This window comes from Pseudomonas sp. MS646, assembly GCF_036693845.1.
Taxonomy (GTDB): Bacteria; Pseudomonadota; Gammaproteobacteria; order Pseudomonadales; family Pseudomonadaceae; genus Aquipseudomonas; species Aquipseudomonas chlororaphis_E.
Genome location: NZ_CP144763.1, coordinates 2,730,926 through 2,744,996, shown reverse-complemented (window position 1 = coordinate 2,744,996; position 14,071 = coordinate 2,730,926). Strand labels below are relative to the sequence as shown.

General features: G+C 65.6%; 15 protein-coding genes. 4 read left to right on the top strand and 11 right to left on the bottom strand.

What is annotated here, in order from left to right:
• Positions 1 to 158 precede the first annotated feature (158 nt).
• Entirely contained in the window at positions 159 to 836 is a 678-nt protein-coding gene (locus tag V3H56_RS12140) for a Crp/Fnr family transcriptional regulator (RefSeq protein WP_042729951.1), read from the top strand.
• A 164-nt stretch (positions 837 to 1,000) separates the two neighbouring features.
• Here V3H56_RS12140 and V3H56_RS12135 read toward each other — a convergent pair whose 3' ends face one another.
• The 8 genes from V3H56_RS12135 to norR all read right to left on the bottom strand — a co-directional run bounded on the left by V3H56_RS12135 (position 1,001) and on the right by norR (position 8,058).
• Complete coding sequence (locus V3H56_RS12135) at positions 1,001 to 1,375, bottom strand: putative zinc-binding protein (RefSeq protein ID WP_047738020.1); 375 nt, start codon at positions 1,373 to 1,375, stop codon at positions 1,001 to 1,003.
• Positions 1,375 to 1,845 carry an SCP2 sterol-binding domain-containing protein gene (locus tag V3H56_RS12130; RefSeq protein ID WP_042729953.1) on the bottom strand — a complete coding sequence of 157 codons (471 nt, stop codon included), beginning with the start codon at positions 1,843 to 1,845 and terminating at the stop codon, positions 1,375 to 1,377. The genes V3H56_RS12135 and V3H56_RS12130 overlap by 1 nt, the downstream gene beginning before the upstream one ends.
• Complete coding sequence (locus V3H56_RS12125; protein ID WP_042729954.1) at positions 1,839 to 2,729, bottom strand: U32 family peptidase; 891 nt, start codon at positions 2,727 to 2,729, stop codon at positions 1,839 to 1,841. Before V3H56_RS12125 ends, V3H56_RS12130 begins: the two co-directional genes overlap by 7 nt.
• Before the next feature lie 11 nt (positions 2,730 to 2,740).
• Positions 2,741 to 3,736, bottom strand: coding sequence for a peptidase U32 family protein (locus V3H56_RS12120; RefSeq protein ID WP_042729955.1), 996 nt, complete (start codon positions 3,734 to 3,736; stop codon positions 2,741 to 2,743).
• Positions 3,737 to 3,817: 81 nt separating this feature from the next.
• Positions 3,818 to 5,065 carry a gephyrin-like molybdotransferase Glp gene (gene glp / locus V3H56_RS12115; protein WP_338474688.1) on the bottom strand — a complete coding sequence of 416 codons (1,248 nt, stop codon included), beginning with the start codon at positions 5,063 to 5,065 and terminating at the stop codon, positions 3,818 to 3,820.
• Between the two features lie 8 nt (positions 5,066 to 5,073).
• Positions 5,074 to 5,628 (bottom strand): molybdenum cofactor biosynthesis protein B, encoded by a 555-nt coding sequence (moaB, locus tag V3H56_RS12110; protein ID WP_042729956.1) that lies wholly within the window; start codon positions 5,626 to 5,628, stop codon positions 5,074 to 5,076.
• Positions 5,629 to 5,717: 89 nt separating this feature from the next.
• The gene (gene pdxH / locus V3H56_RS12105) at positions 5,718 to 6,365 is read right to left on the bottom strand and encodes a pyridoxamine 5'-phosphate oxidase (RefSeq protein WP_338474687.1); all 648 of its coding nucleotides are present in this window, start codon (positions 6,363 to 6,365) and stop codon (positions 5,718 to 5,720) included.
• A gap of 160 nt (positions 6,366 to 6,525) precedes the next feature.
• Complete coding sequence (norR, locus tag V3H56_RS12100; protein WP_053144837.1) at positions 6,526 to 8,058, bottom strand: nitric oxide reductase transcriptional regulator NorR; 1,533 nt, start codon at positions 8,056 to 8,058, stop codon at positions 6,526 to 6,528.
• 160 nt (positions 8,059 to 8,218) lie between these two features.
• On the opposite strand from norR, the gene ytfE reads away from it, so the two are divergent.
• The gene (gene ytfE, locus V3H56_RS12095) at positions 8,219 to 8,893 is read left to right on the top strand and encodes an iron-sulfur cluster repair protein YtfE (protein WP_042729959.1); all 675 of its coding nucleotides are present in this window, start codon (positions 8,219 to 8,221) and stop codon (positions 8,891 to 8,893) included.
• A 160-nt stretch (positions 8,894 to 9,053) separates the two neighbouring features.
• Here ytfE and V3H56_RS12090 read toward each other — a convergent pair whose 3' ends face one another.
• Positions 9,054 to 9,494, bottom strand: a complete 441-nt coding sequence (locus V3H56_RS12090; RefSeq protein ID WP_047738012.1) for a membrane protein — start codon at positions 9,492 to 9,494, stop codon at positions 9,054 to 9,056.
• 22 nt (positions 9,495 to 9,516) lie between these two features.
• Complete coding sequence (locus V3H56_RS12085; RefSeq protein WP_053144841.1) at positions 9,517 to 10,707, bottom strand: NnrS family protein; 1,191 nt, start codon at positions 10,705 to 10,707, stop codon at positions 9,517 to 9,519.
• A gap of 568 nt (positions 10,708 to 11,275) precedes the next feature.
• On the opposite strand from V3H56_RS12085, the gene V3H56_RS12080 reads away from it, so the two are divergent.
• Positions 11,276 to 11,959 carry a Crp/Fnr family transcriptional regulator gene (locus tag V3H56_RS12080; protein ID WP_042729963.1) on the top strand — a complete coding sequence of 228 codons (684 nt, stop codon included), beginning with the start codon at positions 11,276 to 11,278 and terminating at the stop codon, positions 11,957 to 11,959.
• The gene (locus tag V3H56_RS12075) at positions 11,956 to 12,156 is read left to right on the top strand and encodes a protein DnrP (protein ID WP_338474686.1); all 201 of its coding nucleotides are present in this window, start codon (positions 11,956 to 11,958) and stop codon (positions 12,154 to 12,156) included. Before V3H56_RS12080 ends, V3H56_RS12075 begins: the two co-directional genes overlap by 4 nt.
• 3 nt (positions 12,157 to 12,159) lie before the next feature.
• Here V3H56_RS12075 and V3H56_RS12070 read toward each other — a convergent pair whose 3' ends face one another.
• Entirely contained in the window at positions 12,160 to 13,998 is a 1,839-nt protein-coding gene (locus tag V3H56_RS12070) for a nitric oxide reductase activation protein NorD (protein WP_338474685.1), read from the bottom strand.
• Between the last annotated feature and the right edge of the window lie 73 nt (positions 13,999 to 14,071).

The following is a 14,071-nucleotide window of genomic DNA, read 5'->3' as shown; positions in this document are numbered from 1 at the left end:
ATGCAAGCTGACCCACCGTCAGCGGGAGCAAGCTCCCTCGCCACAAGGTGTTGTGCAGAACTGACCTGACGGTCTCCATCCCTCTTCCGAGGTAGGCCTGCCGAGGCATAGGCCGGCGGTGCCTGGCGCCCTACCATGTTCGTACCCGGAGGTATGCCATGCTGACTCACCCTTCCATCGTTCTACTGTTGCGCCGTCATCACCTGTTCAGCCAATTGCCGGAGCGGGTCTTCGAAGACGTCTGCAACCTCGCTGTCCTCAAGCGCCTGGAATGCAACGGCACGCTCATGCACCAGGGCGACCCGGCCAAGCGGTTTTTCCTGTTGGTCAGCGGCCAGGTCAAGCTGTTTCGGGTCACGGGTGAAGGCCAGGAAAACCTGGTGGAAATCATCCAGCCAGGGCAGACCTTCGCCGAAGCCCTGTTGTTCAGCCAGGCCCGCTGCTACCCGGTGAGCGCGTCGGCGATCAAGGACAGCGTGCTGGTGAGCATCGAAGGCACTCATTACCGCAAGGCCCTGGAAGACCAGCCCAAGGTCTGCCTGGCGATCCTGGCGAGCATGAGCATCCACCTGCACCAGCGCCTCAAGGACATCGACAACCTGACCCTGGCCAGCGCCAGCCGGCGGGTCATCAACTTTCTGTTGCAGGAACGCGACCCACGGGACGGCCAGGTGGTGCTCCAGGTGTCCAAGCGCCTGGTGGCGTCCAAGCTGGGGATCCAGCCGGAAACGTTCTCACGCATTCTTCATCGATTGGTGGACGGCGGCCTGATCGCCATGGAGCGGCGCAACATCCGCATCCTGGCTGAGGAAGCGCTGGAGGCTTACCAGCAATAGCCCAGGCAAGTGCACCGTGGCGAGGGAGCTTGCTCCCGCTGGGCTGCGCAGCAGCCCCAAGAAGGCCGGACGCAATCAATCTGACGCACCGCTGTGGCAAACCTGGGGGGTGCTTCGCCCCCCCAGCGGGAGCAAGCTCCCTCGCCACGGGATTGAGGTTTAGCTCAGGGACTTCGATCAACCCCCATCAACGCTATCAACCGCTCGAACAACGCCTCCCCCTCCTCTTGCGTGCAATCGACCCCGAAGCGCTTGCGCCAGCCCAACTGACTCAAAATCACATGCACATCCGCTCGCAGGTCATGCTGCTGTAAACACGCCTGGACGCATTGCAAAGGACACCCATCCAGCGCAATGATCCGCCGCCCCGAGCGGGCCTTGTTGACCAGCGGCGCCACATGCCCGCCGACCCCGACGATGCAGGACATCTCGGCCAGGCCGGCACGGTCCAGGCGCAAGGCGACGTTGTTGGCCAATTGCGCGACGTTGGAGCAACCGGAGCAGGAATACACCAGGGGCAATGCGTTCGGCGTCTTCATCACACGGTCGCCAGCCCCTTGCCCGCCCGTTCCAGGTTGCGCCACAACCACGGCGGCAAGACCTCGGGGTCAAGGCTGTCGATCAGGTTCTTCAGGGCCAACCCCAGTTCCGTGTCCCCCTCGATCACCAGTCGCCGCCGGAAGAACAAGGTGTCCGGGTCTTCCTGGCGGCTGGCCAACAGCAGGAACTCGCGCCAGTTGCCACGAATGGTGACCTGGGCTTCAGCCCGCTCGGCAATGCGCAAGCCGTCCCGCGCCAGGGTCAGGTACCAGCACAACTTCAGGTCCGGCACCCGCAGGCACAACCAGCGACCGCGCAACAGGTCGAAGCCGCCATCGCGCAGCGGTTCGGCCAGGCAGCGGTTCAGTGCCTGCTGCAAGGCCAGGCGCTGGACCACGAACGGCACCTTGCCCACCAGGGGCAGCACCCGGTCGGCGCCCTTGAGCAACCATCGCTTTGGACTCAGCACAGGCCCGCCTCCTCTACTTTCAACATGCCGGCATGGCCGTGCCAATAGCCGTTGCAGCCTTCCACGAACACCGGTGGCGCCTCGCCGCGGCGAACCCGATCGAACGCATTGACCACCTCGTCCATGCCCTGGGCCCGCGGGCTCAAGCGCAGTACCTGGGCCCCGCAGGCCACCAGGGCGTTGTAGTCGGCCAGCAGATTGCTGACCTCGCCCGACATCGTCTGGATGCCGTTGAGGGTGAACAACGGCTGGCCCTCCTGGCTGCTCAACGCCAGGCCGTCGGGGTAGTTGATACAACAGAACTGACAGTCGTCCTTGGGCCGGTTTTCGGCCCGCGCGGTGAAGCAGCGCGCCGAATACGCCAGCGGTAGATGACCGTAGGCGAAGATCTCCACTTCGGGCACTGCGCGATCCATTTCCCGCACTTGCTCCAGCACGTCGCTGATCAGCGCCGCCGAACACTCCACCGGCGGCACCCAGCGGACCATACCGCTGTCGAGCAGTTGGGCCAGAGAATGGCCGTTGTACAGGTTCAGTGCCGGCCCGCCCACGAAGGGCAGTTTGCGCTCGGCCAGGAACTGCACCGCGCCCATGTCGTTGGCTTCCACCAGCAATTGGCCGTTGTCGCACAGCCGCCGCAACGAGGACAGTTCCGAGGCGGCCTCGATCAGCGTCAGGCTCGACAACACGATCTGCGCCTGGCTGCACGCTTGCAGCTCGCGGCCCAGGCCGAGCCATTGATCCAGGGAGAATGCCCGGCGCTTCGAGCACACGGTTTCCCCCAGGTAGATCACGTCCAGCGGCAATGCCGACATTTGGGCATAGAAATTTCCCAGTTGGGTTTTGTCCCAGTAAAACAGGACCGGTCCGAGGCTGAGTTTCATGGGTTCCTTCCTCATTGCCATGATCGATGGTAGGCGCCCAGGGTGGTCTGGCTGCCTTCGGACAGCCCGGCCAGGACCTGGCGCCATTCTTCTTGGACCCGGAACCGTTGCGGCGCGGCGCGGTGGGCATCCAGCGCTGCGCGCCAGACCCGGGTCACCTGCTCGACGTAGGCCGGGCTGCGCTGGCGCCCTTCGATCTTCACCGCCTCGACGCCGATGGCGGTGAGTTCCGGCAGCAGGTCCAGGGTGTCGAGGCTGGTGGGTTCCTCCAGCGCATGGAAACGCTTGCCGCCCACCAGGAAACGGCCCTTGCACAGGGTCGGGTAGCCGGCCGGCTCCTCGGGGGTGTAGCGGTCGATCAGCACCTCGCTCAGGCGTGCGCTGAGGCCTTGGGCGTCTTCGCTCCAACGCACCGCCTTGGCGGGCGAGCAGACGCCACACAGGTTCGGTGACTCGCCGGTGATGTAGGAAGACAGGTGGCAGCGACCTTCGGCCATGATGCACAAGCTGCCGAAACCGAAGACTTCGATCGGCACCGGGCTGGCGGCCGCCACCTGGCGCACCTGGGCCAGGGAGAGCACCCGAGGCAGCACGGCGCGGCGGATGTCATAGCGCTCGGCGTAGAACGCCAACGCCGCGGCATGGGTGGCCGAACCCTGCACGGACAGGTGCAGCGCCAGATGTGGATGACGCTGGCGCGCGTAGCCGAGCACACCCGGATCGGCGGCGATCAGCGCGTCCACGCCGAAGTCGGCGGCGCGATCCACGGCGCGCTGCCAACGTTCCCAACCCTTGGGTTGCGGGTAGGTGTTGACCGCCACATAGAGCTTGCGCTGATGCTGGCGGATGTGGGCGACAGCGGCGTCGAACTGCTTGTCGTCCATGTTCAGCCCGGCGAAATGCCGGGCGTTGGTGTCATCGCGAAAACCAACGTAGACGGCATCGGCGCCTTGGCGCACCGCCGCTTTGAGCGCAGGCAGATTCCCTGCCGGGCAAACCAGTTGCATGGGGCATCCTCGTGAGCGAACCAAGATGGCCGCCAGTCTAGCCAGCCCGCGGCCGGCCACCTTGACGGCAATCAATTGCCGTCAATGCATCAATCCGGCGAACGGCAGGTACATCACCGGTTCATGTTTGTGGACCTGGGCTTCGCACTCCACCACTGCCAGGCCGTCGGCCCAGCAGGCGGCCGTCAGCATCGCCGAGCTTTGCTGGGGGTGCAGTTCCACGCACAGGTGGCCTGTGGCATCCGTCATCAAGCGGGCACGCAGGTATTGCCGGCGCCGATTGCGTTTGAGCCAGTCGAACCCCGCCGGCACCCGCAACGGCACCGGCTGCACATCGCCGACGCCCTGAGCGCGGAACAGGAACGGGCGCACGACAATCAACGCGGTGATCAACGCCGCCGACGGATTGCCCGGCAGGCCGATCCAGGGCTTGCCCTCCACATCGCCGAAGGCCAGCGGCTTGCCCGGCTGGATTGCCAGGCGCCAGAGGTCGATATTGCCCAGGGCCGCGATGGCCTGTTTGAGGTGGTCTTCCTCGCCCACCGACACACCGCCGGAGGTCAGCAACACGTCGCACTCGGCGGCGGCCAGGCGCAACGCCTGCCGGCTGGCCTGGAGTTGATCGGGCATGACACCGAAGTCATGCACCTCGAACCCCCAGCCGCGCAACAACGCGGCCAGCGTGTGCCTATTGCTGTTGTAGATCTGCCCCGGCGCCAGCGTCTCGCCCGGCTCGCGCAGCTCATCGCCGCTGCTGAGCAAACCCACCTGCAGCGGACGAAACACCTCGACCTTGGCGACCCCGGCACCGGCCAGCAGGCCCAACTCCTGGGCCCGCAGGCGCATACCGGCCTTGAGCAGGCAGTCCCCCTGCCGACGTTCCTCGCCTTCCTTGCGTACGTGATCACCGCGATTGACCGCCGGCAGCCAGACCCGCCCGCCTTCGACCCGACAGCTTTCCTGCGGCACCACCGTGTCGGCGCCGGGTGGCAGCGGCGCCCCGGTGAAGATCCGCACGGCCTGACCCGTTTGCAGCGGCTCGCCCGGCCCATCACCGGCGGCAATGCGCCCGCTCAACGCCAGGGCGCCGCCAGCGGCCGGCACATCGGCGGCGCGCACGGCATAACCGTCCATGGCGCTGTTGTCCCAGGCCGGCAGGTTCATCGGGCAAAGCACGTCGCTGGCCAGCACGCGGGCCAGGGCCAGGTCCAGGGCGATCCGCTGCACGGGCGGGGGCGGCGGCGCCTGGTCGAGCAGGTGCCGAATGGCCTCGTCTACCGGCACCAGCGCTCCGCTGTCACACACCGAGCCGCAGAGGGGCGCGTGCATCAGGGCGCTCACGAGCGCGTCTCGCACGCCACCGGAGCGACGCCGTCCTGCGGCTTGAGGTGCACAGTGAAATTGCACGGCCCGGTGCGGCTGTCCAGTTGCCCGGCCAGGATCTGCTCCCAACCGGTACGGCAGGCGCCTGGCGAACCCGGCAGGCAGCACACCAGCACGCCGTTGCTCATGCCCGCCAGCGCGCGCGATTGCAGGCTAGACATGCCGATCTCCGCCAGCGAGACCTGGCGGAACAACTCACCGAAGCCGTCGACGTGCTTGTCCAGCAATGGCGCGACGGCTTGAGGCGTGTTGTCGCGCGCGGTGAAGCCGGTGCCGCCGGTCATCAGCACCACTTGCACGCTGGGGTCGGCGATCCACTGCGAGACCTTGGCGCGGATCTGGTAGATATCATCCTTCACCAACCCGCGGTCGATGAGCACATGCCCGGCGGTTTGCAGCAGATCAGCCAGGGTCTGGCCAGAGGTGTCGGTCTCGAAACTGCGGGTATCGCTGATGGTGAGTACCGCGATGTTCAACGGTTGAAATTGGCGTTGCGTCAGATGGGCCATGGCGAGCCGTCCTGTCAGAAAAAGATGGCCCAGCCTGAACCGCAATCGTGACCGGGCCTATTCCTCCTTGGAGGTACCTCCCTCGGCGGTCAAGGGGCCAGGCGGCTGCGCTGCCACCCGTCCTCTTGGCAGCGGTAGTCGAGGCGATCATGCAGGCGATCGGCGCGCCCCTGCCAGAACTCCAGCCGCTCGGGGCGCAAGCAGTAGCCGCCCCACTGTTCGGGACGCGGCACCGGTTGTTCGGCGAAACGCCGTTGGGTGTCCGCCAGCCGGGCGTCGAGGTCGGCGCGATTGGCCAGCGCCCGGCTCTGCGGCGACGCCCACGCGCCGAGCCGGCTGGCCAACGGCCGAGACTGGAAATAGGCATCCGACACCGCCGGATCGAGCCGCTGGACCGGCCCTTCGATACGCACCTGGCGCTCCAGGCCCGGCCAGAAGAACGTCATGGCGGCACAGGGATTGAGCGCCAGGTCGCGACCCTTGGCGCTGTCGTAGTGGCCGAAGAAGGTGAAGCCCGTTTCGTCGAAGCCCTTGAGCAACAGCACCCGGCAATGGGGCCGACCCTGTGCGTCCACGGTCGCCAGGACCATGCTGTTGGCCTCCACCGGCGCACGTTCAGTGTCGCGGGCCTGTTGCATCCACAGGCCGAACAGCACCAGCGGATCGTCCGGGGCCCGGGCCTCGTCGAGGCCATCGCGGGTGTACTGGCGGCGCATGTTTGCCAGGGAAAGGGGCATGGGGGGATCTCCACTGTGGTTTGGGCCAGTGTGGAGTCCCCTGCATGGGCGGGCCTTGATTATTGTCAATGCCGGTTCTCGTGCTGCTCAGGATGGCCACTTCGCGAGCAAGCTCGCTCCCACATTGGACCGGCGCTCACAAAACCCTGCTCGCCAAGCCCTACTTGAGCCCCAGCCGCCGCGCCAGCTTATGCAGGTTGCTCGGGTCGACCTCCAGCAGCCGCGCTGCGCCGGCCCAGTTCTGGCCGCAACGGTCCAGGGCCTTGAGAATCGCCTGGCGCTGGCAGGCATCGACGGCCTCGCCCAACGGTGGAAGCGGCGCATCGGCGGATTCATGGGGCTGTTCGAGCAAGGCCTGCGCACCGCCGGCACTGGCGTTGACGTCGAGGTCGAGCACCTGGGGTTCCAGGGTCATGATCAGGCTTCGACTGGCGCCATGGCTCAGTTGCTTCAACGCGGCGCGGCTGATCACGTGCTCCAGTTCCCGCACGTTGCCCGGCCAGCTGTAGGCCAGCAAGGCCTGCTCGGCGGCCGGTGACAAGCGCAACCCGCGCAAGCCCAGGCGGGTGCGGTTCAGTTCGAGGAAATGCCCGGCCAGCATCAACACGTCATGCCCACGCTCGCGCAGGGGTGGGATCGGCACCGGATAGACCGAGAGCCGGTGATACAGGTCGGCACGAAACAGCCCGTCGCGAATGCTGTCGGGCAGGTGCCGGTTGGTGGCGGCGATGATTCGCACATCGACGTGCAGCGGCTTGTCCGCGCCCAGTCGCTGGATCTCGCCGTTCTGCAAGGTGCGCAGCAGCTTGGCCTGCACGCTCAACGGCAATTCGCCCACTTCATCGAGAAACAGCGTGCCGCCATTGGCCGCATCGAAACGCCCGGCCCGGTCGGTCGTCGCCCCGGAAAACGCGCCTTTGACGTGCCCGAACAACTCGCTTTCGGCCAGGGACTCCGGCAGCGCCGCGCAGTTGACCTGGACCAGCGGCTTATGGCCGCGCCGGGACAGGCGATGCAGGCGCCGGGCGAACAACTCCTTGCCCACGCCGGTTTCCCCCAGCAACAGCACCGGCAGTTCCGAGTCGGCCAGGACATCCAGCTCGTTGAGCAATTGCTGCAAGCCTTCGCTGCGTCCCAGGATCTCGCCCTCTTCCGCCGGCAGCCGCAGGTCCGCCGGGTCACTGCGCGATGCCCGCAGGCTGCGATTCTCCTGCTCCAGGCGGGTGACCCGCACCGCCGCCTCGATCTGCAACGTGCAGCGTTTGAGCTCTTCATGGGCGCGGCTGTCGAAGGTCCCGGCGTGCAGCGCATCGAGGGTGATCGCGCCCCACAGCCGGCCTTCCACGTACAGGCTCACGCCCATGCAGTCATGCACCGGCAGCGGTTCACCGACGTGGGGGTCGAGCAGGCCGTCATAGGGGTCCGGCAGGCGGCTGTCCGGCTCGAACCAGGTCGGTTCGCGCGAGGCCATGATCGCCGCCAGGCGTGGGTGCTGGGCAATCACGAAACGCCGGCCCAGCGCTTCATGGACCAGGCCCACGGTCGCCACGGGCCGCAGGCTGTCATCGTCCAGGCGCAGCAGGCCCACGGCGCCGCAATTGAAGTATTCGCGCAGGGTCTGCACCAGACGCTGCAACCGCACGGCATTGGGCAGCTCGACGATCAAGTCGGCGGCCAGGCTTTCACGCAGCATGGTAGTGATTACCCTCCAGGGTCCGATTAACCCCGTACCGCCAGGGTCAGATTGACCCTGGCCAAAAAATTATGGTTGATTTTCAATGCATTACAGTTGGCATGCGGCCTGCTAAGTCTGCTCATCTGTCCCGCTCCGGGATTCAACCCAAGGAAACATGATGAGCCTCGACCTGCTGGAACAAAGCCTGGGCCAACTGGCCTGCGACATTCCCGGTGCCACGCGTACCTTTCATCACTACAACCTCGACTTCTGTTGCGGCGGGCAAAAATCCTTGCGCGAGGCGGCGCTGGGCAAGGGCCTGAACCCGCTGCTGATCGCCGACGCCCTCAAGACGCTGCAAGCTGCCGGCGAACTGGGCCACGACTGGCGCGACGAACCCCAGGCGCTGCTGATCACCCATATCCTGGAACGCTACCACGCCCGCCATCGCGAACAACTGCCGGAACTGATCCGCCTGGCCCGTCGCGTGGAACTGGTGCACGGCAACCGCGCCAGTTGCCCCAATGGCCTGGCCGACCACCTGGAGGACATGTACCAGGAACTCGAAGGCCACATGCTCAAGGAAGAACAGGTGCTGTTCCCAATGCTGCAACACGGCCTGGGCGAACGCGCCTCGGCGCCGATCCAGGTACTGCGCTACGAACACGACCAGCACGGTGAAGCTTTGGAAACCATGCTCACCCTGACCGACCAGATCACCCCGCCCTCCGACGCCTGCAACACCTGGCGCGCCCTGTACCGCGGGCTGGTGGAGTTTCGCGACGACCTGATGCAACACATCCACCTGGAGAACAACGTGCTGTTCGTCAACGCGATGAAGCCTGCTCACTAACCTCAAACAACACATACCCCTTGTGGGAGCGAGCTTGCTCGCGATGGCGTTGGGTCAGTTAATGCTGATCTCGACTGACACACCGCTATCGCGAGCAAGCTCGCTCCCACAAAGACCATTGGTGCGCTCCTATCCTGCAATCACTCCCAAGGCTGGGGGCTCAAAACTGCCAATAGAACATCCCCTTGGCCAACAGCACGATCAGTAGCATGTGCCCCAGGATGCTGCGCCGCAGCCAGCAGGCACGGGCCGGGCTCAATCGGCCCCGCGTAAGCCAGAACGCCAGCAACAGGTAATGCCCGATGATGCTCGTTGCCAGCAGGATCTTCAGGCTCAGCAGCAAGCCGAAGCTGCTGTCCAGCGGATGACTCAACGCCCCGCGATGCTGCCAGGCCAGGCCAATGCCGGCGCCGTAGAGCAGCAGCACCACACCGTGCAGCACGTGCCGTGAACGCTGGGCGATCGCCTGGTCGGCGGCGGCCCTGGCCGTCTCGGCCAACGGCCGGCGCGCGGCGTGCCAGATGCAGACTTCGAAAAACACAGTGCCTATGAACGCGATGGCCGCCAACAGGTGCGTGACCAGCAAGACCCCATACATCATCGATTCACTCCGCCCAAGGGACTCATCCCGGGTGTCCATCCACCCGGGCCTGCAACAACATCGGACCGTAGCGCCAAGCGTAGAGCCCGAACGCCAGGGCCCAGCACAACCCGGCCACCCACAGCGCGGCGAAGGGCAAGACCAGCACCAGCAACACGCGACTCAGGCACGCCAGGTTCAGCAGCACGAACGCCAGCGTCATCCCTTTGGGCGGTTCAAGGGCACGCCCGGTGTGGCCCAGGCTGACCCGGGCAATCATCGCCAGAATCAACCCGGCCATGGCACCGATGGTCAGGCTGTGCACGGCCAGGCTCGGCGTCACCGGCGCGCCGAAGTGCCACAGCGCCATGCCCAGGCAGGCCAGCGCCAACCAGGCGTAGGCCAGGTGTAACGACCACAGCAACGGCACACGCCACAGATCACGATCATGCCAGCGCACCAGCCGGATCCCATGGCCCAGCGCTAACGCACCGAATAACAGGCCGACCGCGCCGTTGGCCGACAACGCCGGTCCGAAGGCGTACAGCAACGCCACCAGGGCCGATCCGCCCAGCAACAGGCGATCGAGCCACGGCCAGGGGGCGACGCCTTCGACCCGGCCGAGGCCACGTTGGGTGAAAAATGGAATCACCCGCCCGCCGATCAGGCCCATCATGGCCGCCACCAGCCACAGGCCGGTGAGCACGCTTTGGCGTTGCAACCCCTCGTCGTGCCGGACCAGGCCGTACACGGACAGCCCATCGGCAGCGGCCAACAGCAGCAACACCAGCACGATCGGGTAGTTACGCTTTTGCCGCACGCGCCACAAGGTGACGCCCATCCAGGCCGCCACGGCCAGGGCGAAACCCAGTTCCAGCAGCGCCAGCACCGGCCAGGGGGCATCGGCCAGCCAGGCCAGTCGCGCCCCCAGCCAGACCAGCGCCAGCGCCGCCAAGCGCTTGCCACTGAGCCCCGGGGTGCCCGTCCAGGTCTGGACCGCCGTCAGCAGGAAGCCGGCAATGATCGCCAGGCCGAAACCGAACAGAAGCTCATGACGGTGCCAGGCCAACCAGCCGCCAGCCGGCTGCCAGCCCGCCAGGCGCCCACTGAAGGCGGCCAGCCACAAGGGCACCGCCAGCAGCGCCAGCACACACCCGGCCAGGAAAAACGGCCGGAACGCCAGGCGCCATACCGGCAGGATGGCCATGGCCTTGCGACGGTCGAGCACTTGCATACCTCACTCCTTACCTCACCCACGGACTGCCCGCTGGCAAGGGTCGACAAACAGGGTTCGAATGATCGGTGATCGCCGCTGACGGGACTTGTCTCAGATCAAGCCCGCTCACTGGCGATCGCCGGTCTCGCAACGGCACTTGCAAGGGCCTTGCCGGAAGCGGCCGTTCACCTTGAGAAAACCCCGCCCACCGCTGTGGGAGCGAGCCTGCTCGCGAAGGCGGTCCTGCGAGTGCATCGACTTACCTGGCACACCGCCTTCGCGAGCAAGCGCGCTCTCATAGGAGATTAGGGTGATTTTTACCTGATGACGGTGATTTTTACCCTTTTGTGAGAGGGTCATTTTTACCCTGCTCGCCGTCAACCGCCCACGGACAAGGCCTGCAAGCATGGCCCGGCTCTTGCTCAGGGACGGCATAGACCTCTTGCCGGAAACCGCCCATGAAACCTGTCGCCCTCTCGCTCACCTGGTTCGTCCTGCTTTCCTGCGTCCTGGCGCTTGCGAGTGGCGTGTGCCTGAGCCTGGTCTGAAACCCAAGCATTTCTTTCTCATTACAAGGATCCACGCCATGGTGCTCCACCGTGTCCATCACCAGATTCTGCGCAGCCACCACCTGTTCGAGCCTCTGAACGAAGAGCAGCTCGACGAACTGATGAGCTCCAGCCAACTGCTGAACATCGACAAGGGCGACCCGCTGTTCCGCCAGGGCGAACCGGCCCAGGCGTTCTATTTCGTGATTTCCGGGGCGGTGAAAATCTATCGGCTGACCCCGGACGGCCAGGAAAAGGTCTTCGAGGTGATCGGTGAGCGGCAGACCTTCGCCGAAGCCATGATGCTGATGGACACTCCCAACTACGTCGCATCGGCCGAGGCTGTCGGGCCGACCCAGCTGTATCGCCTGTCCAACGCCACTTACATGCGGCTGTTGCAGAGCAATGGCCGATTGACGTTCGCCCTGCTGGCCAAGCTCTGCGTACGCCTGCACCAGCGGGTCAACGAGATTGAAACGCTGTCGCTGAAAAACGCCACCCACCGCGTGGTGCGCTACCTGCTGACGCAACTGGTGCGCCTGCAAACCGTCGACAGCCAGTTCGAACTGCCGATGGCCAAGCAATTGATTGCCGGGCACCTGTCGATCCAGCCGGAAACCTTCTCGCGGATCATCCGGCGCCTGATCGATGAAAAGATCATTACCCAGGACGGTCGCCAGATCGCCATTCTTGATCGCCTGCGCCTGGAGCAGTTCGAATGAGCCCGCACATCACCTGCCTGTATTGCCAGCAGGCCAACCCCGCGCCAGAAACCGAATGTCGCCAGTGCGGCATGCCCCTGCCGGCCGAGGCCGCGTTGGCCGACGAACGCCGGCTGCGGCGCTTCACCTGGTTTTGCGTCGGCTTGACGGTGTTTTGCACCGTCATGTTTTTCTGGCTGCCCCGCGACATCGTCTGACCCTCAATCCTGCGTCAATTGCCGGTACAACTGCGGCAGGCGCAGGGGCAACTGCTCGGGCTGGCGAATCAGGGTGTAGCCGTTGGCGCCGAACATGTACGGCAGGTAATCCCCCGCTTCACGATCGATGGTGATGCAGAACGGCGTCAGCCCCTGGCGCCGTGCCTCCAGCACGGCCTGGCGGGTATCTTCCACGCCGTAGCGTCCCTCGTAGAGGTCCAGGTCATTAGGCTTGCCATCGCTGAGCAGCAACAACAATCTGCGCCGCCGCTTGCAGCCCGCCAGCCGCTGGGTGGCCTGGCGGATCGCCGCGCCCATGCGCGTGTAGTAACCGGGCTTGAGCCCCAGGATCCGGCCACGGGTCTGGTCGTCGTAGCGCTGGCCGAACGCCTTGAGCTCATGCAGGCGCACTTGCTGGCGGCGCAGCGAGGAAAACCCGTACAAGGCAAAGTCGTCCCCCAGCACCGCAAGGGTTTCACCGAACAGCAACAGGCTGTCGCGAATCACCTCGATCACCCGGTGCTCGTCGTTGAGGTGAGCGTCGGTGGACATCGACAGGTCGGCCAGCAGCAGGCAGGCCAGGTCGCGGCGGGTCTGGCGCTGTTCCAGGAACAGGCCGCGCTCGCTGCACTGGCCATGCTGGCGCTCGACATGAAAATCCAGCCAGGCCTGCAGGTCCAGCTCCGAACCCTGGGTCTGCTGGCGCAGCCATTGCCGGTCGTTGCGCAGGTGTTCGAACTGGCGCCGCAGTCGCTGGGCTGAAGGCCGCAGGCGTGCCGGTAACGGCTGAGCCTCGCAGTCGCGGGGCACAAAGGTCTGCACGCTGACGAAATCGGCTTGCAGGTGCTGTTTGCGGTAATCCCATTCCGGCAACAGGATGCCTTCACCGAGGGGAAGGTCATCCACATCGGCGGGCGGCAGGTCCAGGTGCAGTTTCAGGCCACCGCCCTTGCGCACCCGGGTGCGCGACAAGGTCAGGTGGTCCAGGTCTTCGGCCACGCGGGCAGCGTCCGGGTCTTCGCGGACATCCGCCCAGCGATCCAGGTCCACGTGTTCGGTCCAGCTGAACAGGTTTTCCAGGCGAACGATCAACAGCCCGCCGTCGCGGCTGCTGTCGTCGATTCGTTCGGCACGCTTGCGACCGCCCTGCTGCTCCCCGGGTGGGGTCGCCAGGTACTGTTCGGACTCTTCGAGATTGGCCGCCTGGGGATCGGCCAGCGACTGGGGTGGGTACAGCCACAGCGGCAACGGCCAGACCGCCCGCTCACTGCGCGGAAAATGCTCGACACTGCCGGGGTCGCGCAACGCCTGGCAGACCGCGCGCTCCAGGGCGGCCTCGGCACTGTTGAGCGTGGCAGGGTCAGGCCGCAGGGACAGGTGTGCGTCCACCAGCCGCCGGTACCGCACGGCCATGGCCGGGTAGCGCCGCAGCACGGCCTGGGTCCAGCGCTGATTGTCTCGCCCCCAATGCCGCATCTCTCCCACCTGGGCCGCCAGCAGCGCAAGCCAGCGGTACAGCTCTTCATTCAGTGCGGCGTCGGGAAAGGTCGCCAGGCTGGCCGGCAACCGTAGATTGTCGCCATCGCACCAGGCCAAAGGCACCTGCTTGCAGGTACCGGCAATCTGTTGCAGCAGGCTGCGTCGCAGCAGCAGGTCACGTTCACTGACGGCTTGCACCCCCAGGTGACGAGCCCCGCCCGTGGCGCGAAGCAGCACATGTAGCGCGCGTTGCCGAGGCATCAACGCCACCTGTGCCTCGGGAAAATCGACACTGGCGCGGCGGGTGATGAACCGGTGCCAGACACTGCCGACCCATTCTTCCAGCTCAAGGGTAAAGGCCATGATTGTCCTCCTTTCAAGCCGAATCCATTGTGGCGAGGGGGGGTTATTCCCTCACCACACATGCGTTCGGCTT

Coding starts and splice junctions, on each gene's coding strand:
- V3H56_RS12140 (WP_042729951.1), top strand. CDS start 159: ATGCTGACTCACCCTTCCATCGTTCTACTGTTGCGCCGTCATCACCTG.
- V3H56_RS12135 (WP_047738020.1), bottom strand. CDS start 1,375: ATGAAGACGCCGAACGCATTGCCCCTGGTGTATTCCTGCTCCGGTTGC.
- V3H56_RS12125 (WP_042729954.1), bottom strand. CDS start 2,729: ATGAAACTCAGCCTCGGACCGGTCCTGTTTTACTGGGACAAAACCCAA.
- V3H56_RS12120 (WP_042729955.1), bottom strand. CDS start 3,736: ATGCAACTGGTTTGCCCGGCAGGGAATCTGCCTGCGCTCAAAGCGGCG.
- glp (WP_338474688.1), bottom strand. CDS start 5,065: ATGCACGCGCCCCTCTGCGGCTCGGTGTGTGACAGCGGAGCGCTGGTG.
- moaB (WP_042729956.1), bottom strand. CDS start 5,628: ATGGCCCATCTGACGCAACGCCAATTTCAACCGTTGAACATCGCGGTA.
- pdxH (WP_338474687.1), bottom strand. CDS start 6,365: ATGCCCCTTTCCCTGGCAAACATGCGCCGCCAGTACACCCGCGATGGC.
- norR (WP_053144837.1), bottom strand. CDS start 8,058: ATGCTGCGTGAAAGCCTGGCCGCCGACTTGATCGTCGAGCTGCCCAAT.
- ytfE (WP_042729959.1), top strand. CDS start 8,219: ATGAGCCTCGACCTGCTGGAACAAAGCCTGGGCCAACTGGCCTGCGAC.
- V3H56_RS12090 (WP_047738012.1), bottom strand. CDS start 9,494: ATGATGTATGGGGTCTTGCTGGTCACGCACCTGTTGGCGGCCATCGCG.
- V3H56_RS12085 (WP_053144841.1), bottom strand. CDS start 10,707: ATGCAAGTGCTCGACCGTCGCAAGGCCATGGCCATCCTGCCGGTATGG.
- V3H56_RS12080 (WP_042729963.1), top strand. CDS start 11,276: ATGGTGCTCCACCGTGTCCATCACCAGATTCTGCGCAGCCACCACCTG.
- V3H56_RS12075 (WP_338474686.1), top strand. CDS start 11,956: ATGAGCCCGCACATCACCTGCCTGTATTGCCAGCAGGCCAACCCCGCG.
- V3H56_RS12070 (WP_338474685.1), bottom strand. CDS start 13,998: ATGGCCTTTACCCTTGAGCTGGAAGAATGGGTCGGCAGTGTCTGGCAC.